19 protein-coding genes are annotated in these 21,160 nt (G+C 41.3%); 12 read left to right on the top strand and 7 right to left on the bottom strand.

Features of this window, described 5'->3' with window-relative positions; all coding sequences use genetic code 11:
- Positions 1 to 179: 179 nt before the first annotated feature.
- Entirely contained in the window at positions 180 to 368 is a 189-nt protein-coding gene (locus tag IEO70_RS05820; protein WP_190997425.1) for a hypothetical protein, read from the bottom strand.
- A gap of 107 nt (positions 369 to 475) precedes the next feature.
- Here IEO70_RS05820 and IEO70_RS05825 point away from each other — a divergent pair, with 107 nt between their 5' ends.
- The 6 genes from IEO70_RS05825 (at position 476) to IEO70_RS05850 (ending at position 6,417) form a co-directional block, all read left to right on the top strand.
- The gene (locus IEO70_RS05825; RefSeq protein WP_190997426.1) at positions 476 to 1,891 is read left to right on the top strand and encodes a sensor histidine kinase; all 1,416 of its coding nucleotides are present in this window, start codon (positions 476 to 478) and stop codon (positions 1,889 to 1,891) included.
- Between the two features lie 124 nt (positions 1,892 to 2,015).
- Positions 2,016 to 2,984 (top strand): ABC transporter substrate-binding protein, encoded by a 969-nt coding sequence (locus IEO70_RS05830; protein WP_190997427.1) that lies wholly within the window; start codon positions 2,016 to 2,018, stop codon positions 2,982 to 2,984.
- Positions 2,985 to 3,041: 57 nt separating this feature from the next.
- Positions 3,042 to 4,049, top strand: coding sequence for a FecCD family ABC transporter permease (locus IEO70_RS05835; RefSeq protein WP_206711509.1), 1,008 nt, complete (start codon positions 3,042 to 3,044; stop codon positions 4,047 to 4,049).
- A 22-nt stretch (positions 4,050 to 4,071) separates the two neighbouring features.
- Entirely contained in the window at positions 4,072 to 5,067 is a 996-nt protein-coding gene (locus tag IEO70_RS05840; RefSeq protein ID WP_190997598.1) for a FecCD family ABC transporter permease, read from the top strand.
- 12 nt (positions 5,068 to 5,079) lie between these two features.
- Positions 5,080 to 5,865 carry an ABC transporter ATP-binding protein gene (locus IEO70_RS05845; RefSeq protein WP_190997428.1) on the top strand — a complete coding sequence of 262 codons (786 nt, stop codon included), beginning with the start codon at positions 5,080 to 5,082 and terminating at the stop codon, positions 5,863 to 5,865.
- Between the two features lie 96 nt (positions 5,866 to 5,961).
- Positions 5,962 to 6,417, top strand: a complete 456-nt coding sequence (locus IEO70_RS05850) for an 8-oxo-dGTP diphosphatase (RefSeq protein ID WP_190997429.1) — start codon at positions 5,962 to 5,964, stop codon at positions 6,415 to 6,417.
- Positions 6,418 to 6,507: 90 nt separating this feature from the next.
- On the opposite strand, the gene IEO70_RS05855 is transcribed toward IEO70_RS05850, so the two are convergent.
- Positions 6,508 to 6,657, bottom strand: coding sequence for a YflJ family protein (locus IEO70_RS05855; protein WP_190997430.1), 150 nt, complete (start codon positions 6,655 to 6,657; stop codon positions 6,508 to 6,510).
- Positions 6,658 to 6,837: 180 nt separating this feature from the next.
- Here IEO70_RS05855 and IEO70_RS05860 point away from each other — a divergent pair, with 180 nt between their 5' ends.
- Positions 6,838 to 8,133, top strand: a complete 1,296-nt coding sequence (locus tag IEO70_RS05860; RefSeq protein ID WP_190997431.1) for an acetamidase/formamidase family protein — start codon at positions 6,838 to 6,840, stop codon at positions 8,131 to 8,133.
- A gap of 48 nt (positions 8,134 to 8,181) precedes the next feature.
- On the opposite strand, the gene IEO70_RS05865 is transcribed toward IEO70_RS05860, so the two are convergent.
- Complete coding sequence (locus IEO70_RS05865) at positions 8,182 to 8,391, bottom strand: hypothetical protein (RefSeq protein WP_190997432.1); 210 nt, start codon at positions 8,389 to 8,391, stop codon at positions 8,182 to 8,184.
- A 116-nt stretch (positions 8,392 to 8,507) separates the two neighbouring features.
- On the opposite strand from IEO70_RS05865, the gene IEO70_RS05870 reads away from it, so the two are divergent.
- Positions 8,508 to 9,158 carry a nuclease-related domain-containing protein gene (locus tag IEO70_RS05870; protein WP_190997433.1) on the top strand — a complete coding sequence of 217 codons (651 nt, stop codon included), beginning with the start codon at positions 8,508 to 8,510 and terminating at the stop codon, positions 9,156 to 9,158.
- 398 nt (positions 9,159 to 9,556) lie between these two features.
- Here the strand turns inward: IEO70_RS05870 and IEO70_RS05875 are convergent, their stop codons facing one another.
- A complete protein-coding gene (locus IEO70_RS05875; RefSeq protein WP_190997434.1) occupies positions 9,557 to 10,780 on the bottom strand; it encodes a NupC/NupG family nucleoside CNT transporter in 1,224 nt (407 codons plus the stop codon).
- 389 nt (positions 10,781 to 11,169) lie between these two features.
- On the opposite strand from IEO70_RS05875, the gene IEO70_RS05880 reads away from it, so the two are divergent.
- On the top strand, positions 11,170 to 13,314 hold the full coding sequence (locus IEO70_RS05880) for an ATP-dependent Clp protease ATP-binding subunit (RefSeq protein WP_190997435.1): 2,145 nt from the start codon (positions 11,170 to 11,172) through the stop codon (positions 13,312 to 13,314).
- Between the two features lie 354 nt (positions 13,315 to 13,668).
- Positions 13,669 to 14,571, top strand: coding sequence for a CPBP family intramembrane glutamic endopeptidase (locus IEO70_RS20340; RefSeq protein ID WP_190997436.1), 903 nt, complete (start codon positions 13,669 to 13,671; stop codon positions 14,569 to 14,571).
- A 474-nt stretch (positions 14,572 to 15,045) separates the two neighbouring features.
- Here the strand turns inward: IEO70_RS20340 and IEO70_RS05890 are convergent, their stop codons facing one another.
- The 3 genes from IEO70_RS05890 to IEO70_RS05900 form a co-directional block, all read right to left on the bottom strand.
- Positions 15,046 to 15,843 carry an ABC transporter permease gene (locus IEO70_RS05890; protein ID WP_190997437.1) on the bottom strand — a complete coding sequence of 266 codons (798 nt, stop codon included), beginning with the start codon at positions 15,841 to 15,843 and terminating at the stop codon, positions 15,046 to 15,048.
- Positions 15,840 to 16,781, bottom strand: coding sequence for an ABC transporter ATP-binding protein (locus IEO70_RS05895; RefSeq protein ID WP_190997438.1), 942 nt, complete (start codon positions 16,779 to 16,781; stop codon positions 15,840 to 15,842). Before IEO70_RS05895 ends, IEO70_RS05890 begins: the two co-directional genes overlap by 4 nt.
- A 394-nt stretch (positions 16,782 to 17,175) precedes the next feature.
- Positions 17,176 to 17,631 carry a flavodoxin domain-containing protein gene (locus IEO70_RS05900; RefSeq protein ID WP_190997439.1) on the bottom strand — a complete coding sequence of 152 codons (456 nt, stop codon included), beginning with the start codon at positions 17,629 to 17,631 and terminating at the stop codon, positions 17,176 to 17,178.
- Positions 17,632 to 18,018: 387 nt separating this feature from the next.
- On the opposite strand from IEO70_RS05900, the gene IEO70_RS05905 reads away from it, so the two are divergent.
- Positions 18,019 to 18,432 carry a hypothetical protein gene (locus IEO70_RS05905; protein ID WP_190997440.1) on the top strand — a complete coding sequence of 138 codons (414 nt, stop codon included), beginning with the start codon at positions 18,019 to 18,021 and terminating at the stop codon, positions 18,430 to 18,432.
- A 193-nt stretch (positions 18,433 to 18,625) separates the two neighbouring features.
- Positions 18,626 to 20,782, top strand: coding sequence for an ATP-dependent Clp protease ATP-binding subunit (locus IEO70_RS05910; protein WP_190997441.1), 2,157 nt, complete (start codon positions 18,626 to 18,628; stop codon positions 20,780 to 20,782).
- The last annotated feature ends 378 nt before the right edge of the window (positions 20,783 to 21,160 follow it).

Consider the following 21,160-nt stretch of genomic DNA (forward strand, 5'->3'; position numbering starts at 1 on the left):
CTCCAGCCCTTACCTCACGATAAGTACCTTGCGCTTCCTTAGTGGTTAGTCGATGTGTACCCCCACAGCGGACTTTCACCGCCTAGATAGTTGCCATGCCTGGCACACTAACAAAAAAGAGCTGTTCACAGCCCTTTGTATCAAAGTAAAGCTCCTGATAGAGAAAATACATTGAATCATCACTTAAGTAATATCCAATCTTCGAAGACCGCATTATCTTCTAAATCAAAATGATACTTCGCAAACCGGACAAATCCTTCTGAATCCACTTCTTTATATTGATAATACTCATAATAAAGGTCTGCCTTATCCTCGAATCCATGGGTGTTGTTTTTATAATTGACAAAAATCGCCCAAATGACCACCATTCTTTTCCCTAAAATTTCACAGTTGAAAAACTATATAATCCCTTCGTATTATAGATACGGAAATTAAATAATAAATATAAATCGTACTAGAAGGTGATAAAAATAGTATGAAAAAAACTAAACATTTGTGCTTGAATACGAAGTTTGACAAAAGCATTAAACTAAAGTCTTCATTAATCATTATAATATCTATTTTACTTATTACATTTACATATGGTATATTAGGCGACTTTTATTTATACTCACTAGAAAATCAAATGAAAAAATCTGTTACTAATATACTAATAGACATTGAAAATAATTATAGCTCTTTAGAAGAAATAAGATATTGGACAGAGAGGAATTTGAACTTAAATATTTATACTCTTGATAGCATAGAAACTCTGCTAGATAAGATACCGCCAAGTATAAATAAAAATAAAGTTCTCTCCACTAGTGATTTAGAGATGTTGAATAGTGGTAATACGGTCATCAATAAAGTAGATTCTTTAGATCAATCTCAATATCTTAAATTATTTATATTTATTCACCCAATCATAAAAAATGATCAACTGGAAAATCTTTTATTTGTTCATGTTCCGTACAGCTATTTGGAAAGAGAAAAAGTTATTTTTACAAGGGTGAAATTCCTTTTTGCTATTTTAGCTGTCGGAATAACGATTCTTACATTCTGGATGATATTCGGAAAGTCATATCGGCAATTACAAGACATTAAGTTGGCAGTCATTGAAGTTTCAAAAGGGAACTTTGACGCAAAGATTATAGGAAACAGCAGAGATGAAGTTGGTGAAATTTCGGAAGCGTTTAATGTGATGTCCACAAAATTAAAAGGTGAACAAAATCGAACAAAGGAGTTCATGGAGGACTTCTCCCATGAAATAAAATCCCCCCTCACTCTTGTTAAAAGCTACAATCAAGCTTTGATGGATAATATGATGCAAGACCCAGAAGAACTACAAAAATGCTATCAGTTGATCGACCGAGAGATGAACAGAATGCAGAAACTACTCCAGAACTTTTTGGATTTTACAAAGCTAGATGCACAGTCAATAGAGTTGGTAAAACACCCAATTGTCTTTGCACAAACCATAGAAGATATCATGTCGATATACGAGCTTGGCTTCAAAGACAATAATGTTAAGCTGGATATGAAGTTAGATTACGATGTCATTATTTCTGCTGATGAAGATAGACTAGAACAAATCATCCAGAATATCATTAATAATGCCATTAAATATTCAAAGGAAGCTCCTCATATTCAAATGACATTGGAACGTAACGAAACCTCTTGTATATTAACGATTTCTGATAATGGTGTAGGCATAAGTGAAGAGCACTTAGCCATAATTACTAATCGATTTGTACGTGTGAATAAAGTACGTTCACGCCAAGAAGGCGGGACTGGTTTAGGCTTGTCTATTGTCGAGAAACTAATGGAATTACATGAAGGAAAGATGATTATTGAAAGTCAATTAGGCGTAGGAACGACAGTTAAATTAGAGTTTCCTATTTTAATTGATTAACAAAACAAATGCGCAAAAGTCCATGCTTTCTTGTCATTCTGTCCATTCCTATGTATATAAACAAGTGATAAAATAACTAACAGAAATGATAATCATTATCAATTATATTTTAGGAGTGGAATACATGAAGAAACATTGGGGATTTGCTGCAGCAGCTCTTTTAACATTTGCTTTAACAGGCTGCGGTTCAACGAAAGAGACAGAAAAAGCGGACGTTAAAGAGCAGACAGCTTCCGAGACCGAAACAAAAAATGAAACACAAACAATTTCTTACTTAGGTGTTGATTATACAGTACCAGGTGAAGTAAACAACATCGTAGCGGCAAGCTTGGAGGCAATGGAAGACGCAGCAATGCTAGGCATTAAACCAGTCGGTGCTCTAGCAATAGCCGGTGCCCTGCCTGAATACTTGGCAAAAGACTTAGAAGGCGCTGCATTAATCGGCGACAAAAAAGAACCGAATGCCGAGGCGATTTTAGCGCTTAATCCGGATGTAATTGTCGGCACATCTAAATGGGATGAAGTAACAATGGAAAAACTGAACAAAATCCAAACAACAATACCATACTCCCACATCTCAACAAACTGGAAAGACAATCTGATTGCACTTGGACAGCTTGCAGACAAAGAAGTGGATGCTGAAAAAATCATCGCTGACTACGAAGCGAAAGTGGCTGAATCGCAAGTCAAAGCGGCCGAACAATTAAAAGATAAAACCATTTTAATTATCCGTGTTCGTGGTGGCTTGATGAACATCTATCCTGCCGGAGTTTACTTAAACCCTGTCCTATATGAAGATTTAGGCGCTCCTGTACCAGATGTGGTGGCAAAAGCAGAAGCTCAAGCAGAACTTTCACTAGAAGCATTAGCTGAAGTTAATCCTGATGCCATCTTCCTACAATTCGAAACATCTGAAAATGCCGATGCTCCAAAAGCTTTAGAGGAACTGCAAAACAATGCAATTTTCCAAAGTTTAAATGCTGTGAAAAACAATCAAGTATTCATCAATGCCATAGACCCGCTTGCCCAAGGCGGTACAGCTTGGTCTAAAGTTAAGTTCTTAGATGCAGCAGCTGAACAATTATTGAAGTAATGACCCTTAGGGCTTTCTCCACATGGAGGAGCCCTTCTCTTTTGTGAGGTGGAACTTTTGAAAAATTCAGTCTGGATACCGTCTGCTATTTTGACGCTATCTCCTTTTTTTATCTTGGCTATTGCGTTTCTTTCTATTTTATATGGCGCAAAGGACATTCATTGGCTGACGATTTGGGAAGCAATCAGCACTTTTGAAAAAACTAATGTCGACCATCAAATCATCTGGACATCACGGATTCCTCGCATCGCCGCTGTTCTGCTTGTCGGCGCCTTTTTAGCAGTTGCGGGAGCCATCATGCAAGGGATTACCCGCAACTATTTGGCTTCCCCATCCTTGATGGGCGTCAATGATGGTTCGGCATTCGTCATTACCATTGCGCTCGTATTTTTCCCGGGATTGCCGAATTATCAATTGATATTACTGTCAATGCTCGGCTCAGCACTTGGAGCAGGCATCGTGTTCGGCTTCGGCTCCTTGATCAAAAATGGTCTTTCACCAGTGCGTCTTGCCATTATCGGTACTGTCATCGGTACGTTCTTAAGCAGTATCGCTACCGCCATTGCGATGTATTTTCAAGTATCACAAACAGTCAGCGCTTGGTATAACACGAAGGTGCACACCGTTGATCCGGACATGCTGATGCTCTCCATCCCATTCGGCATTATAGGGCTTGTGCTCGCCCTTCTATCAGCACGCGCGATAACGATTACTTCGCTCGGTGAGGATATCGCAATCGGTCTCGGACAGAAAACAAAAGCAGTGCGTATCACCAGCATGCTCTCCGTTGTCTGCCTAACCGGAACAGCAGTCGCGCTCGTCGGGAAAATTGCCTTTGTCGGCTTAGTCATTCCGCATATTACCCGGATGATTGTCGGAGCGGATTATCGCTTTATCATTCCGTGCGCTGCGGTCATCGGCGCCTTTTTCTTAGCGTTGTGCGATGTTATCAGCCGGTTCATCAACTTTCCGTTTGAAACACCGATTGGCGTCGTGACTGCTTTGATTGGCGTGCCGTTCTTCTTATATTTGATTCGCAAGCATGGAGGTGAAAAGCATGCGTAACGTGACTCGAATGAGCGTCATTATGCTGTCGCTTTTCCTGTTATTACTCATTGCCGCCTATTTGCATCTAACGAATGGCATGTTTGATATCAAGGTGCCAGACGTTGTGAAAACGTTGCTGCGAATGGATGTAAATGAACAGTTTGACCTTGTCATCTTTGAATTCCGTCTTCCTAGGATTGTCATTGCCGCTCTTGTCGGAATCGGACTTGCGATGGCAGGTGTTGTGCTTCAGGGCATTACCCGCAACGGTCTCGCTGACCCAGGCATTTTAGGCATCAACTCCGGTGCCGGAGCAGCAATCGTATTGTTTATGTTCATTTTCCATATGCAAATCATGAATGCTGACCTTTCTAGCTGGGCTTCGATTTTAATGATGCCGCTCTTCGGTTTTGTCGGAGGCACGATTGCCGCAGCGCTGATTTTCTTTTTTGCGATGAAAAATGGCCACCTTGACATGCAGCGCCTTATTTTAACCGGTATTGCCATTAACAGTGGTTTCGGTGCCCTATCAATGTACATATCGTTAAAGATGAACGAAAAAGATTTCGAATCGGCTGCCGTTTGGATGAACGGCTCGATCTATAACGCCAACTGGATTTTTATACTGGCGATGCTCCCTTGGCTTCTTACGCTCGGCTTTTATGTATATAAAAAAGCCTATTTGCTCGATTATTTCCAGCTCGAGGAGTCAAGCATCACAAGTCTTGGCATTGCGGTAGAAAAAGAGAAAATCAAGTTGTTGCTCGCAAGCGTCGGCTTGGTCAGCGCCTGCGTATCCGTATCCGGCAGCATCGGTTTCATCGGATTGATGGCGCCGCACATTGCCCGCCAGCTAGTCGGCATACAGCACCGGCTCATCATGCCTGTCAGTGCCCTCATCGGTGCTGCTTTGCTCGTATTTTCGGACTTCATCGCCAAATCGATTTTTGCTCCGTCCGAGTTGTCCGTCGGTATTGTCGTTTCAATTATCGGCATCCCTTATTTCTTATATTTGCTCGTCAAATCGAAAGTATAGGAGGAACATTACATGACAACCGCATTCCGCGTGGAAAACTTAACAGCCGGTTATGAAAAGGTGACAATTTTTGAAAATTTAAACATCGCGATTCCGAAGGGGAAAATTACAACCATCATCGGTCCGAACGGCTGCGGCAAATCAACCTTACTGAAAACGATTGGCCGCATTTTAAAGAAGGAGCACGGTGACATTTACTTGCAGGAACAAAATATGCAAAACATGTCGACTAAAGAAATTGCCAAACATCTCGCTATTCTTTCACAGTCGCCTTCTGCCCCACTTCAGCTCAAAGTGGAAGAACTGATTTCTTACGGACGCTACCCGCACCGTAAAAACGTCACGCGACTTTCTCCAAAGGATCAGGAAATGATTGAATGGGCGATGGAAGTCACACATACAACTGAATTCCGCAGCCGAGAACTCGCACAGCTATCCGGCGGTCAACGCCAACGTGTCTGGCTCGCCATGGCACTCGCCCAGGAAACCGACATGCTCCTGCTCGATGAACCGACTACTTATTTGGACATGGCTCATCAGCTTGAGGTGCTTCACATCGTCCGCGACCTGAACGAGAATCACGGCTGCACCATCGTCATGGTACTGCACGATATCAACCACGCCGCTCGCTTCTCCCACGAACTCATCGCGATGCGAGCTGGCAAAGTTGTCGAATGCGGTACCCCTTTGGAAATCATCACGCCAAGCATTCTAAAGGCTGTCTTCCAAATCGACGCCAAAATTTTGCATGACGAGGAACTGGAATCGCCTGTTTGTTATACGTATGATGTGTTTTAAGCGGGGCAGGTTTTCTGTCCCGCTTCTTTTTCTTTTACAACCAAGTTCGCAAATGAGGTAATATATGTAATATCAAGAGATTAAGAGGAGAATCTGATGTCTAAAGTCACCTTAACAAACATGTGCATGATTTATAATGAAGAAACGAATCAAGTATTAGTTCAAAACAGATTGAAATCTTGGAAAGGCATCGCATTTCCCGGAGGAAAAGTCGAGGATGGTGAAAGCTTAATAGATTCGGCAATCCGAGAAATAAAAGAAGAAACCGGTTTAACCGTATCACATTTAGAACCATGCGGTGTAATAAACTGGTTTAACAATGAAACCGGTGAAAGATATTTTGTGTTCAACTATAGAACGGATGTATATAGCGGAGAGCTGCTCGAGCATACCGATGAAGGCACTGTATTTTGGGTAAATAGAGAGGATCTGCCGAAACTTAATCTCGCCGAAGGAATGCAGGAAAGATTGCCGATGTTCCTAGATAAAGCTTATTCGGAAGGCTTCGCTGTCTGGAACAATCATGAACCTGGTCATATAAAATGGCAATAAAACTTTGTCTTCAAAAGAAAACCTATCCGCGGATTAGCGAATAGGTATATAAGTTGCGATTCTCTACATCTACTTATTATCTCGGGCCGCTTACTTTTCTGTTATCGGTCCGACATGCGTTACATACAACCCTCGAAGAATATACGTCCTAAACGACTCCAGCTTGCGGCCTTCGTGCTTAATATAGCCCACCTCTTTCAACTTCGAAACATACCAACCTTTAGAATGAGCAAATGCCATAACAAATCCCCCCAAAGTTATAGTTGTATTCTTTGAAAGAATTCTAGATTTATTGACAAAATCCTCCAAACCTTTAAAAATATTTAAACCAAACCCGCCACACAATATTCATCCTCCCCACTCAATAAAGCAGTACAATATAATTGCGTGAATATTAAAAAAAGAATGGGAGTTGACGAAATGAAAACAAGTGAAACTGTCTTTGTAAATGAGTTTACGAATGGTATTTTAGATCCCGCGAAGCCAATGCTCGGACCTGTGAAAAACGGCAGCCATATCGTTGCTAACACAACGCCAGGTTGCTGGGGACCGATGATTACACCTTGTCTAAAGGGCGGCCATGAAGTGACAAAGCCAGTTATGGTAGAAGGAGCGGAAATCGGCGATGCCATCGCAATTCGCATTAAATCAATTCAAGTCACATCAATTGCGACAGCTTCCGGTAACGATAAGCCGATGGAAGGTCGTTTTCTAGGCGATCCTTTTGTGGCGCCAGTTTGCCCGAACTGCGGTACGATAAATGAAAATACCATCATTGAAGGCATCGGACCGACAGCCGTGCGCTGTGCCAACTGTGGTGCTGACGTTACGCCATTTACGTTTACGAATGGTTACTCGATTACTTTCGATCATCACCATCAAGTCGGTGTCACATTACATAAAGAAGCGGCCGAAACGATTGCGCGTGACGGCCGCTCCTATATGAATACACCAGAACATTCAATTCAAAATCCGATTGTGACGTTTGCTCCGCATGACTTGGTGGGTACTGTTGCCCGCATGCGTCCGTTCCTTGGCCAGCTCGGCACAACACCATCAAGACCTTTGCCTGATTCGCATAATGCCGGCGACTTCGGTCAATTTCTGATTGGCGCACCGCACGATTACAGTGTGACAAAAGAACAACTGAACGAAGCAAAAACAGATGGCCATATGGACATTAACCGCGCTCGTGCTGGAGCAGTTGTCATTTGCCCGGTAAAAGTGCCTGGCGGCGGCGTCTACTTAGGCGACATGCACGCTATGCAAGGCAACGGTGAAATTGCCGGCCACACAACTGATGTTTCTGGTATTGCGACACTGCAGGTAAGCGTCATTAAAGGACTGAAGCTCGACGGCCCGATTATCCTGCCGGTTCCGGAAGATCTGCCTTATTTGGCTAAACCGTTATCTGCCGCTGAAAAACAAGCCGCTCTTCAGCTTGCGGAACAATGGGGTGTAAGTACGCTCGAGGAATCACTGCCACTTTCCTTCGTTGGAACAGGAGCGAACTTGAACGAAGCAACCGACAATGGCTTGCAGCGTGCTGCTGACGTGCTCGGCATCACCGTTCCGGAAGTGATGAACAGAGCAACTATCACCGGCTCCATCGACATTGGACGTAATCCGGGTGTCATCACCGTGACGATCCTTGTGCCAGTCAATTACTTGGAAAAAGCGGGTCTGTTGGAGCTAGCCAAAGAGCAGTATTTATAGAACTATTTGATGAGCGCTCCCATTTTGGATGAGCGCTCATTTTTTATTTCAATCGATCATAGAAAAGTCGGGAACGCTCTTAAATATGTTGCGACGACTCTCAAATATTCCGCCACCGCTCTCAAATTTCACGCGACGACTCTCAAATGTTCTCCCACCGCTCTCAAATTTCGCGCGACGACTCTCAAATCTCTTGCCACCGCTCTCAAACTCCGCGCGACGACTCTCAAATTCCAAATCACCCACATTCCAACCCACAAAACCCCCTCTATTTAACAAAAAGCCAACCTATTTACAAAAAAACTCCTAAATTTAGAAGGAATTCGCCATTAAATGTGGAATTTTTCTGTAGCAAAAACAGAAGAGGTGAAAAAATGAATTTCAAAGAACCAAATTATCCAATCAGGGCAAAAAAGCTGGAGGCCATAAGGCGAAGACTCACTCCCAATCATGAAAAAACCCTCAAAATTGAACAAGAATATATGAGAGTAATAGCCGGTTATAGAGGAGAAACCTCTCTCAAATATCACTTGTCCTTCCTATCTGAAAAGCAATATCACATTCTACACGGAATGCGGCTACCCTCCGCACAAAACGAGTACTTTTTCCAAATAGACATGATGATCCTTTCGAAATACTTCTTTCTATTAATAGAAGTAAAAAACTTATCCGGCTCCATTACCTACGACCCGACATTCCAGCAAATCATCCAACTGAACAACGGTAAAGAAAAAATTTATCAAGATCCTATTCTCCAAGTCGAGAGGCAGAAATCACAATTCCTATTGTGGCTGACCAAACATAAAATTACCGCTCTCCCCCCAATTCATACACTCGTCATTTTAAGCAACTCTCAAGCACATATAAAAGCAACCTCTTCACATAAAGATACAGCAAAAATTATACGTCCCGAAAAGCTCCCCATTAAAATTTCCGAATATGAAAACATGTACAGGCGCCAAGTAATAACCGACAGAGAACTGAACAAATTAAACCGTTTAATCCATAAGAACCATACTCCCTAAGAATATGATGCCATACAACATTTCGAATTAACACCGGCCGACCTCATCGCTGGCGTGCATTGCCCGCGATGCGAGTACTTGCCTATGTTAAAAAATCGATATACTTGGTGCTGCCCAAATTGCCATTTTTCCGGTAAAGATGCATATATCCACAGTTTGCATGATTACTATTACTTATTCGGCCCGTTCATCTCCAATTCCCAACTCCGAAACTTCCTCGGAATTCCTTCCCGCCATTCCGCACAACGATTACTTCACTATATTGAGACCGGCAGAACCGGCAATCGCAAAAGCACACAATACCGTTTACCATTCACCGACTAAAAAACAGAGCATGAATTCGTGCCCACCAAAAAAGGTGCCTGACTTCAATGAAATCAAGCACCTTTAACATCTAATTATCCAATAATCATCCCTGCAATAGCTGCACTTAAGCAAGAAGCTAAGGCACCGGCAATGATTGCTTTCACACCTAAACGAGCGATGTCCGGTCTGCGTTTTGGCGATAACTTTCCAAGTCCTCCAAGCAAGATACCTAAAGAAGAAATGTTCGCAAAGCCGCATAACGCAAAGCTGATGATCACAACCGCTTTTTCAGATAAAGCCTCAATGTATGGAGCGAAGTTACTGTATGCAACAAACTCATTGATGACTAGCTTTTGTCCGATAAAACTTCCTGCCTGTAACGCTTCGTCCCAAGGAACACCGATTGCAAATGCTAATGGAGCAAAAATGTAGCTTAAAATTAATTCAATAGACAGTTGATCGAACCCGAATAAACCGCCGACAAAACCTAAAATACCATTTAATAATGCGATTAAGGCAATAAACGCAAGTAGCATTGCTCCTACATTAAGCGCTAATTGAAGACCTGTTGACGCACCATTTGCCGCTGCATCAATTACGTTTGTAGATTCTTCATCTTTTGCCATCTCGAAGTTTTCCGCATCTTCTTGGCTTTGTTCCGTCTCAGGAATCATAATTTTAGCAAGTACCAGTCCTGCCGGTGCCGACATAACACTTGCAGCAAGTAAATACTCCAACGGAACACCCATTAAAGAATAACCTACCAAAACACTACCCGATACAGAAGCTAAACCACAAACCATAACAGCGAATAACTCTGAGTGAGTCAACTTATCTATGTACGGTTTGATCACTAGAGGAGCTTCCGTTAAACCGACGAAGATATTTGCAGTTGCAGAAAAGGATTCAGCCCTCTTCGTACCTAATAGCTTTGCAAGGCCACCGCCGACATATTTAATGACAATCTGCATAATCCCTAAGTAGTATAAAACAGAAATTAATGCAGAAAAGAATACAATAATAAGTAAAACATTAAAGATGAAAACATGGGTTATACCTGATTCTGGTGTATAAATACCCCCAACAAGGAAGTTAATTCCTTCGTTCGCATAACCAATTACAGCGTTAACACCATCAGTTATCTTTTGAAAAGCGGCACGTCCCAACGGCCACTTTAAAACAATAAAAGCAAATGAAATTTGAATTGCCAGTGCCACCAACACAGTACGAATGTTGATTTTCCGCCTATTATTAGAGAACAGAAAGGCAATACCTAAAACACATATAATACCTAATAAACCCCATAAATAATTCATTATGTCACCTCATGATATTATTTCACACATAAGCAGTCTATATTCTGCTCTATATGGAAAATTAATATATCAATATAATTTTAAAATAACAAGATAATAACACAAAAAAGACATACAATCTTCACATTCACCCTATTATTATTCGTTTTTTTACCACTTCAGTTGTAATAAAGACAGAAAAAAACAGCCCTTCGATAACTCTATTTCAGAAAAATAAATTATCGGAATGATTTAGACAATTCACCAAAATAACACATAAATGTCGAATTTTTTTCGTATAAATCTCTTGAAAGTCAAATAAGGTCAAACTATAATAAAGTTAAGGTCAAATATAGTCAAAGTCAAAAGACAAATGATCTGGTATGGGGAAATTAAAGGAGGAGTATTATATGTTATGTGAAAAATGTAGACAAAGAGAAGCTAACATTCAATTACAACTTCGTGTAAATGGTCAACAAGAAAATCACTTTCTATGCTCTTCTTGCTATAAAGAAGAGAAAAATAAATTAGGGGCATTAAGCGGACAATTAGGCGGATTGGGACAATTCTCGCCGCAATCCTTTTTCGGCGGAGGAAACATCCCTCCATTCATGCCGGAGCAAGCGATGAATCCGCAGCAAATGACAACAACACGCGAACCGGAGCAAAAAGGATTGCTTGACCAATTCGGCCGCAACCTGACTAACAATGCGAAAGCCGGCTTGATTGATCCGGTCATCGGACGCGAAAATGAAGTGAAACGTGTAATTGAAATTTTAAATAGAAGAACAAAAAATAACCCGGTATTAATCGGGGAACCTGGTGTCGGTAAAACGGCAATTGCAGAAGGCTTAGCGTTGAAAATTGCGGAAGGCAGCGTACCTGCAAAACTGCAAACGAAAGAAGTCTACTTGCTGGATGTCGCTTCCCTCGTTGCCAACACTGGTATCCGTGGACAATTCGAAGAACGTATGAAACAATTAATCGCTGAATTACAAGCGCGCAAAAACGTCATCCTGTTCATCGATGAAATCCATCAACTAGTCGGTGCCGGTTCAGCAGAAGGCTCTATGGATGCCGGCAACATTTTGAAACCGGCATTAGCGCGCGGCGAGCTGCAATTAATCGGGGCTACAACGCTTACTGAATACCGTCAAATCGAAAAAGACGGAGCGCTTGAACGACGTTTCCAACCGGTTATCGTCAACGAGCCGACAACTGAAGAAACATTAGCTATTTTAAAAGGACTAAAGGATCGCTACGAGGGCTATCACAACGTATCCTACAGAGACGATGCACTTGTCGCAGCCGTTGAGTTATCACACCGTTACGTCCAAGATCGATTCCTGCCAGATAAAGCGATTGACTTAATGGACGAAGCTGGTTCTAAACTAAATTTGACCATCGAAACAAAAGGCGAAAAAGAAATTCAAGCACAATTAGTGCAAATTCATAAAGATAAAGAAGCCGCTCTTAAAAACGAAGAGTATGAAAAAGCGGCAAAATTGCGAGACGAAGAACAAAAACTAGAAAAAATGCTTGAATCAGGCGCTCCTGAAGACAAACCAGTCGTCACTGTGGCGCACATTCAAGAAATCATCTCTACGAAAACTGGTATCCCAGTCGGCAAGATGCAAGAAGACGAAGCAACCCGCATGAGAAACATCCAAGCCGAACTTGAGAAAAAAGTCATCGGCCAAGATGAAGCGGTGAAAAAAGTTGCGAAAGCGATCCGTCGTAGTCGTGCCGGTCTGAAAGCCAAAAACCGCCCTATCGGATCCTTCCTATTCGTCGGACCTACCGGTGTCGGTAAAACTGAGTTATCTAAAGCATTAGCTGAAGAATTATTCGGCACAAAAGATTCAATGGTCCGCCTAGACATGAGTGAGTACATGGAAAAACATAGCGTCTCTAAATTAATCGGTTCACCTCCTGGCTACATCGGTCATGACGAAGCCGGTCAATTGACTGAAAAAGTGCGCCGCAACCCTTATTGCATCGTATTGCTTGATGAAATCGAAAAAGCGCACCCGGACGTTATGCACATGTTCTTGCAAATCATGGAGGACGGCCGTTTAACAGACAGCCAAGGTCACACAGTCAACTTCAAAAACACTGTATTGATCATGACAAGCAACGCCGGCACTGGCGACAAACGTGCAACAGTCGGCTTCAACAAAGAAGGATTCCAACAAGAAGTGTCCATCCTGCAAGCTCTTAGCGACTACTTCAAACCGGAATTCCTGAACCGTTTCGACAGCATCATCGAATTCAACAGCTTAACAGAAGAAAATCTAATTAAGATTGTCGACATTATGCTTGTTGAACTGCACGACATGCTTGCCGAAGAAGGCATCACTCTTGAAGTGCCGACAGAGGTAAAAGAAAAACTAGCTGCAATCGGCTACGACCCTAAATTCGGTGCCCGCCCATTGCGCAGAGCCATCCAAGAGCATTTAGAAGACAACATCGCCGACCACATGTACGAAGAACCGGAAGCAAAAGAGCTGAAAGCCGTACTGGAAGACGATACTATCAAAATCACAAAGAAGTAAGATAACACGGGGAGCAGAATTTCTGCTCCCTTTTTTTAGGTGTCTAACCTTATACCTGCCATGCTCGGAGGCCAACAGGATGTTGGTCATATCGGCGTTGCCACAGGACGTGGCGGTTTTAGCCGATGTTCCCCTCCTGCCTCCCACAAGAAACCAAAGGCAGGTTTCTTGTCGCCCCGTCTTAGTCCTCCCGCATGGCTCCTTTTGATTTGTAATATTTCATAAGATGGTAGTCATCTGAAGTTTGCTGTAAATCTTGAGTACGTGTCTCACCATAAAGGACCGGTAACGGTTTTTCTTGTTACAAACTAATACTATAATGAGATTTGCTTCATAAGCATAAGTAAGAAAGGAGTGATCATCATTCAACTTCAAAAATCCAATCCAATTGTGCGCCTTATTTTAGTCATCATCTTTTATTTTTTTATCATGTATTGCTTTCTCGGCATTCTTCTATTAGCAGGCGGTGTCGAAAAAACACGGACAGATTATGCTTTTCTAGCATCTATGAATATACTGATTGGCCTTCTTTTAACAGCCGGTACCCTACTCTTTTATAAATTTGTCGATCGAGGCAATCCATATAAGCTCGTCTTCACGTTTCGTTTCAAAGACTTAATATTCTCCTTCTTTGTCTGCCTAATATCCTTGTTAATCATCATGATTTTCTTAGCGGTAAAAAGTAATGATAATAGCATCGGAATGACGCTTCATCTTGAAAAGCTTACGAGCATGTCTTATTTGTCATTGTTGGCATTCGCTTGCATCGCTTGGATGTTCGGTGTTTTGCAGGAAGAAGTTTTAGCAAGAGGCTATTTTTTCGCGAACTTGCATCGTATTGGAATCATCGGCATGCTCATTGTCTCCGGCATTCTATTTTCTTTAATTCATATCCCTACAAAAGGCTTTCATCCTAGCGAACTGCTGATTCACTTTATCGGTGGACTGGCCTACGGCTATATTTATTTAAAAAGCGGCTCGCTATTCTTATCTGCCATTGTCCATGGATTTCATAATTTTTTGCTTGATATTCTCTTCAATGCCGATTATGACGCAACATTAATCACTCTTAATAATGCCTTTACCGATATCGATAAGCTCCTACTACAGACTGCAACCATGGTGTTTTTATTAATAGCCACGTATCTAACATATGGAATACGAAATGGCATACTCACCCCTGCTGAACATCTTCAAAAACTTTGGCAAAACAGCAAAGAACAAAAGCGCAATCGCCCTCTAAAAAGCACCGTATGAACTGGAGGCCGCCGACCGAGATATAGGAAACACGAAGAACGACAGTGATTCGATGTGTCTAGTTGCATCGGCCAGCCAGTTTTCATCATAGAAAAGCTTCCTCGATTATCTTGTAAAAATCATGACTGCCAAGTGATGATTTTTACAGCTCGGATTATAAGCCATCTCTCCTCCGGAAATCAAAACCGGATTTCCTCCTGAGATCTGTCTTATGCTGGTCGGGGGCTCTCAGGATGAGAGTCACAGCGACGTTGCTACAGGACGTAGCGTCCTTAGTCGCTGTTCCTTACTTGCGGGTCGATTCCACATTTCAGCGTTGACATATCGAAGGGAGATTGCTCAAAGGGCAATAGGTGCTGGGCGCTGGAGCTGGACGTCGATACACTTGTTTTAACTTATACACAATGTGAAATTTTTATAATTTCCTAAACAATAAGAAAACCGCAACATTTCAGCTGCGGTTTTTTGCTTTATTTAAATACTAATATCTCTCTTCTTGAACGTGATGAACGTAATCGCCATGAAAATCGCATAATAGACCGCCAAAATCGCTAATGAAATCGGCAAAGTGATGTCATCCATAATCTCATCCTGCAAAGCATAGATCGTTAAATCCAAGTGCGGGAAAATCAAGAATTTCATCCATGCATAGTTCTCCGCAAACAGCATAATGATTCCGCCCAAAGTTTGTGAAGAAAACAAAATAAAGATTGCCACTCCAACAGCGAGCGCATTACTTTTCATAAGCGTCGATAACATGAAAGAAAGCGTCACAATGATCAGCAAGTTCGGAATCGTGTACAGCATTTTAATGAAAAATTGATCGCCAGCTACGCCTTCCTTCACTTCGCCCATAAAGTTTGGTTCACTTACCGGCGTATTATATCCGGACGGACCGAAGAACAGCAGCCCTAAAATGTATCCTGTTACAATCAATGTCGTTAGCAGTATTAAGGAATACGTCAAAACAACAATGTATTTCGCTAATAAAATTTTCACCCTGCTATGAGGTCGAATCAGCAATTGCTTAATGGTGCCATCGGAAAACTCTGCCGCTACATTTCCGCTGCCGACAATGACTGTGAAAAGCGTCACGAACATAGATAAACCATACACAACGGAATTCATATACCTCCATGTGTTTGTATCGTCGATAAAATGATTATTTAAAATAACGCCGAGAAGCAGCGACAACATAAGGAAAATGATATAAATCCAGCTTGATTTTTTTCCAAATACTTTCATCCATTCAATTCTTATTAAAGAAGTCATGATGTCACCCCTTCCTTCTCATGTGAAGTAATTTCTAAGAAGCGATCTTCTAGCGATGCTTTGATTGTGTAGAATCCGTACACAATAATGTTGCTGTTAACCAATAATTTGTTCAGTTCTGCGGCTTCATTGATATTGCACTGTACAGTTAATTTTGTATCATCATAATTCGTAACAAAATTTGTTTTGCCTTCAGCCTGCAATAATGAAAATGCTGCATTTCCGTCGCTCACGATAAATTCGAATTCCTGCACATCAGTCTCAGTTTTCTCAAATTCCTCAGAAATCGTTGATATATGGGTCAGCTTCCCTTTTTCAATAATTGCAAAACGGTCACACATCAATTCCATCTCAGACAATAAATGTGAAGAAACTAACACAGAAATGCCCTCACTTGCCAATTGACGAAGATAATCCCTGAAATCTCTTATCCCTTGAGGATCAAGACCATTTGTCGGTTCATCCAAAATCAAAAGCGAAGGACTATGCAGCAACGCCTGCGCCACACCAAGCCGCTGTCTCATCCCTAACGAATACGTTTTGACTTTGTTATGAATCGCGTCTTCTAAGTTGACTAATCTAATGACTTCTTCAATGCGCTCTTTGCTAATCTTTTTCGTCGACATATGCGCATAATGAAGCAAATTTTTATAACCGGACAAATACTTGTAAAACTCCGGATTCTCAACGATTGCTCCGATTTCCTCCATTGCTTCCTTAAAAGAACTATCTATGCTGTGTTGTTTAACAATTACCTGTCCGGAAGTCCTGTTGATCAAGCTGACAATCATTCGAATAATCGTCGTTTTGCCGGCCCCATTCGGACCAAGCAGACCAAAAACCTCGCCTTTTTTCACCTGGAAGCTCACATCATCAACAATTTTCTTACCCTTAATCTGTTTTGTTAATGATTTTACTTCTAATATCCATTCGCTCATTTATTTCCTCCTTTACGTACAATCCAAATCACCTCCATATTTTAACATAAAATGCTATACTATATTCAGAAAAATAAGATAATTAATATTTTTTGTAAAATATACCCAATTTATAAGCGACTTCTACGTTCCAAAAAATTATAATCATAGCAACCGGCCTTTCGTTCACTAGGCTTTCCAGCATAATTAATCCGCATCTCATCAGAATTCTGCCACATTTCCAATTAATTCTGCTGCATCTCTAAATAATTCGTCCTACTTCACTACAATTCTTCCGCTTTTCAAATTTATTCTGCCACTTTCAAAATTAATTCGTCCTTCCATAAGAAAACTGTCACCGGTACTTTTTCAAATGAAGTAAAAAAAGCCGCAACACCAAGTTACGGCCTCTTATCTATGCTTTTATTTTCTCTACCTTCGCTACCGTTTCAGCGACAAACTGCTGAATTGCTTCCTCATCTTCCGGCTCTGGATCAAACTCGATTCGCAGCGATTCGCCAACTGTAACACCGCCTTGACCTTCAATCAAATCTTTAAGCAGATCCAGTGCTCCGCAAAATTCAGGGTAAGCTGTGTCACCTGATCCGAACAGCGCAAACGGATGCTTCTTCAAATCCATTTGCTCAAGCTCATCGGTCACATCCAAGCACTCATCGGGATATTCGCCGTCACCCCATGTATACATGCCGACATATGTCAAATCATAATCCAGCAACTCAGCTGCAGAATCGACATCGACAAGATTCTTCACCTCAACCTCGTGATTTTGTTTCTTTAACTCTTCTATAATTAAATCGGCAATTGCTTCCGTATTGAATGTCATGCTTGCATAAAATACACCAATTTTCAATTTTGTCACTCCTATTAATGTGATACCGTTACAAATAACTTTGCCCCGTTACACAAGCTTATTTTTATACTAATTGATAATGATTCTCTATGTCAATTATAGTTTTTGCCAATTTCACAGTTTCAGATTAATATCTAAGCTGAATTTATTTTCAATAAACCTCTGAAGAATACTTTTAGGAAATTCAAGACTTAAATAAGCTTTATTTTTCTAGTATAATAAATACATGTTTTATGAGTGAACGTTCTTTCCCGACAAACCCACTCATATTCAGTAATATCAGGTACTATAATATAGCAATGCATCTTCACTTTTTAGATGTAAAGAAAAAAGTACCATACGCATCACCGAAATTTTTCTAACATAATAAAAGGAGTAGAGATGCAAATGACAACAAACACTAATCAATCAGCTTTAGCTTATGTTCGCGTAGTAGTAGGAAATGAAGGTAAAGTTGTTCACATTTGTCCAAATACGTTGTACCACCCAAGTTTAGAAGAAAAAACAGAACTTCAACATATTTTAGATAATGGCGCTCTGCAGCAATTAGATCCAAAATATAATGATGTTCAAGTGCTTGTTTTGTTCCAGAAAGATAAAGAACAGCCTGGAATCCAAATCGTGAATACAATTCTAGTGCAAGAAGGCTTCAAAGAATTCTGGCGCGAGCGCATCACTCAAAAATTAGAAGGCAGCTCAAACTCTCTTCGCGATGAAGTCTATATCAATGACCGAATCAACCATTGGGAAGAATGCTATAACGAAAACTTTGTTCCGACAAGAAAAATCTCAAACCTATAAGAATTGAAAAATTTGTTTAACAAAAAGAAACCATCAGAGATTCTCTGTTGGTTTCTTTTTGTATTAATGGCGAATCTAATAACCCTACAAGGCAAATAACTTGAAAGGCAAAATAAGCGATTTTATAATATAATTAAGGTCAAATATAGTCAAAATTTACTAGTTATTTGCACATCCAAGGAGGCGTCATTTTATGTTATGCGAGAAATGTGAAAAGAGCCCTGCGAATATCCAGTTGCAGCTTAACGTTGATGGTAAATTAGAAAAGCACTACTTATGTTCATCCTGCTATAAAGAAGAACAAAAGAAACTTGGAAGCCTACCTACTGTCGGAAGCAAGCATTTCGGCTTCGATCCGTTCATGGCAGAATCTTTTTTTGACGAAGCTGAAGAGAAAAAAGCGAGCGTCAATGATAAACAACAAATTCCGATCAAACATAATGAAAAAAAAGCTTCTAGTAGCAAAAGCTTGCTCGACCAATTCGGTCGCAATCTGACTAACAATGCAAAAGCAGGACTGATTGACCCCGTAATCGGACGTGAAAAAGAAGTACGACGTGTAATAGAAATTTTAAATAGAAGAACAAAAAACAACCCGGTATTAATTGGGGAGGCCGGTGTCGGTAAAACAGCGATTGCTGAAGGTTTAGCAATCAAAATTGTCGAACACGGCGTTCCAAGCAAGCTACAAGCAAAAGAAGTATACTTACTTGACGTTGCCTCCCTCGTATCCAATACTGGGATTCGCGGTCAATTCGAGGACCGTATGAAAAAACTAATCGCTGAACTGCAAGCGCGTAAAAACGTGATTTTGTTCATAGATGAAATTCATCAGTTAGTCGGTGCTGGCGGCGGCGACAACTCAATGGACGCCGGAAACATCTTGAAACCGGCATTAGCACGTGGCGAGTTGCAGCTTATCGGGGCGACAACACTTGCCGAATACCGTCTCATCGAACATGACGGAGCACTCGAACGACGCTTCCAGCCTGTTATCGTCAACGAGCCGTCTGTTGAGGAATCAATTGAAATTTTAGTGGGGCTGAAAGAACGCTACGAATCATTCCATAGCGTCACTTACACAGATGAAGCGATTGTCGCTGCTGTTGAATTATCCCATCGTTATATCCATGAACGCTTCTTGCCTGACAAAGCGATTGACTTAATGGACGAAGCAGGTTCGAAATTGAACTTAACAATTGAAACAGCTGATGATGAAGAACTACAAAAACAGCTGACAGCTATTCATCATGAAAAAGAAGAAGCTCTGAAAACCGAAAACTATGAAAAAGCAGCTAAGCTGCGCGATAAAGAAGAAAAACTTGAAAAAGCACTAGAAAGTGGCTCACGCGATTTATCGCCAGTCGTAACGGTTGAACATATTCAAGAAATCGTTGCCGAAAAAACCGGCATCCCGGTCGGTAAAATGGAAGAAAACGAAGTTACGAAAATGCAAAACTTGCAAGCCGAGCTTGAGAAAAAAGTCATCGGACAAGATGAAGCCGTGCAAAAAGTCGCCAAAGCGATCCGCAGAAGTCGTGCCGGCATGAAAGCGAAAAAACGCCCAATCGGTTCGTTCCTATTCGTCGGACCAACAGGTGTTGGTAAAACTGAATTGACAAAAGCTTTGGCAGAAGAATTATTTGGAACAAGAGAATCGATGATCCGTTTGGATATGAGTGAATATATGGAACCGCACAGCGTATCGAAATTGATTGGCTCCCCTCCTGGCTATGTCGGCCATGAAGAAGCCGGACAATTGACCGAAAAAGTGCGCCGCAGTCCGTACAGCATTGTACTGCTTGATGAAATCGAGAAAGCGCATCCGGACGTTATGCATATGTTCCTGCAAATTCTTGAAGATGGCCGTCTGACTGACAGCCAAGGCCGAACAATCAGTTTCACCGAAACAGTCATCATTATGACGAGCAACGCCGGTGTCGGCGATAAACGTAAAGCAGTCGGATTCAGCAGTCACGATACGGATGAAGAATCAAGCATCATCCAATCTTTAAGCAGCTACTTCAAACCTGAATTCTTGAACCGCTTCGACAGCATCATTGAATTCAATAGTCTGACAAAGAAAAATCTCGTACACATCGTCGACATTATGCTTGAAGAACTATACGATATGCTCGGAGCAGAAGGCGTTCATATCGAAGTAACCGAAGACGCAAAAGGCAAATTGGCCGAACTCGGCTACAATCCTACATTCGGCGCAAGACCACTGCGTAGAGCCATCCAAGACCATTTAGAAGACAAAATCGCCGACCATCTTTACACTGAACCGGAACAAAAAAATCTGATGGCGATTTTAGAAGGAAAAACAATTAAAATTGTCAGTAAATAATCATGAAGGGCCTCTCACGCTAGAGGTCCTTTTTCTGTCTATATAACGCTTAAGTTTCAGGTTCTTGAATATGATGATACTGTTAACATCTTACAAGCCTCTTTTGCCTGCTTGGATTTATTGGCTTTATTGAAGGTTCAGCTTATTTTTCAATTAGGTATGACCTTTACTATCACAATCGGAACCACCTTTACTGCCCTTATATTTAAAAGAAATCCTGAAAAAGTCAACATTTAAAGCCCTATTCAGCAATTTTCCGCTGCGTAGGGCTTTATTTTACGAAAGGCCACTTTTATTTGCATGTTTAACCAAGTAACCGGCAATGCTTCCAGACATAATTCAGCTGCTTTTCAACGGAATTCTTCCAAATTTACGATT

Source organism: Peribacillus faecalis (assembly GCF_014712675.1).
GTDB lineage: Bacteria > Bacillota > Bacilli > Bacillales > DSM-1321 > Bacillus_AD > Bacillus_AD faecalis.

Coding starts and splice junctions, on each gene's coding strand:
- IEO70_RS05820 (WP_190997425.1), bottom strand. CDS start 368: ATGGTGGTCATTTGGGCGATTTTTGTCAATTATAAAAACAACACCCAT.
- IEO70_RS05825 (WP_190997426.1), top strand. CDS start 476: ATGAAAAAAACTAAACATTTGTGCTTGAATACGAAGTTTGACAAAAGC.
- IEO70_RS05830 (WP_190997427.1), top strand. CDS start 2,016: ATGAAGAAACATTGGGGATTTGCTGCAGCAGCTCTTTTAACATTTGCT.
- IEO70_RS05840 (WP_190997598.1), top strand. CDS start 4,072: ATGCTGTCGCTTTTCCTGTTATTACTCATTGCCGCCTATTTGCATCTA.
- IEO70_RS05845 (WP_190997428.1), top strand. CDS start 5,080: ATGACAACCGCATTCCGCGTGGAAAACTTAACAGCCGGTTATGAAAAG.
- IEO70_RS05850 (WP_190997429.1), top strand. CDS start 5,962: ATGTCTAAAGTCACCTTAACAAACATGTGCATGATTTATAATGAAGAA.
- IEO70_RS05855 (WP_190997430.1), bottom strand. CDS start 6,657: ATGGCATTTGCTCATTCTAAAGGTTGGTATGTTTCGAAGTTGAAAGAG.
- IEO70_RS05860 (WP_190997431.1), top strand. CDS start 6,838: ATGAAAACAAGTGAAACTGTCTTTGTAAATGAGTTTACGAATGGTATT.
- IEO70_RS05870 (WP_190997433.1), top strand. CDS start 8,508: ATGAATTTCAAAGAACCAAATTATCCAATCAGGGCAAAAAAGCTGGAG.
- IEO70_RS05875 (WP_190997434.1), bottom strand. CDS start 10,780: ATGAATTATTTATGGGGTTTATTAGGTATTATATGTGTTTTAGGTATT.
- IEO70_RS05880 (WP_190997435.1), top strand. CDS start 11,170: ATGTTATGTGAAAAATGTAGACAAAGAGAAGCTAACATTCAATTACAA.
- IEO70_RS05890 (WP_190997437.1), bottom strand. CDS start 15,843: ATGACTTCTTTAATAAGAATTGAATGGATGAAAGTATTTGGAAAAAAA.
- IEO70_RS05895 (WP_190997438.1), bottom strand. CDS start 16,781: ATGAGCGAATGGATATTAGAAGTAAAATCATTAACAAAACAGATTAAG.
- IEO70_RS05905 (WP_190997440.1), top strand. CDS start 18,019: ATGACAACAAACACTAATCAATCAGCTTTAGCTTATGTTCGCGTAGTA.
- IEO70_RS05910 (WP_190997441.1), top strand. CDS start 18,626: ATGTTATGCGAGAAATGTGAAAAGAGCCCTGCGAATATCCAGTTGCAG.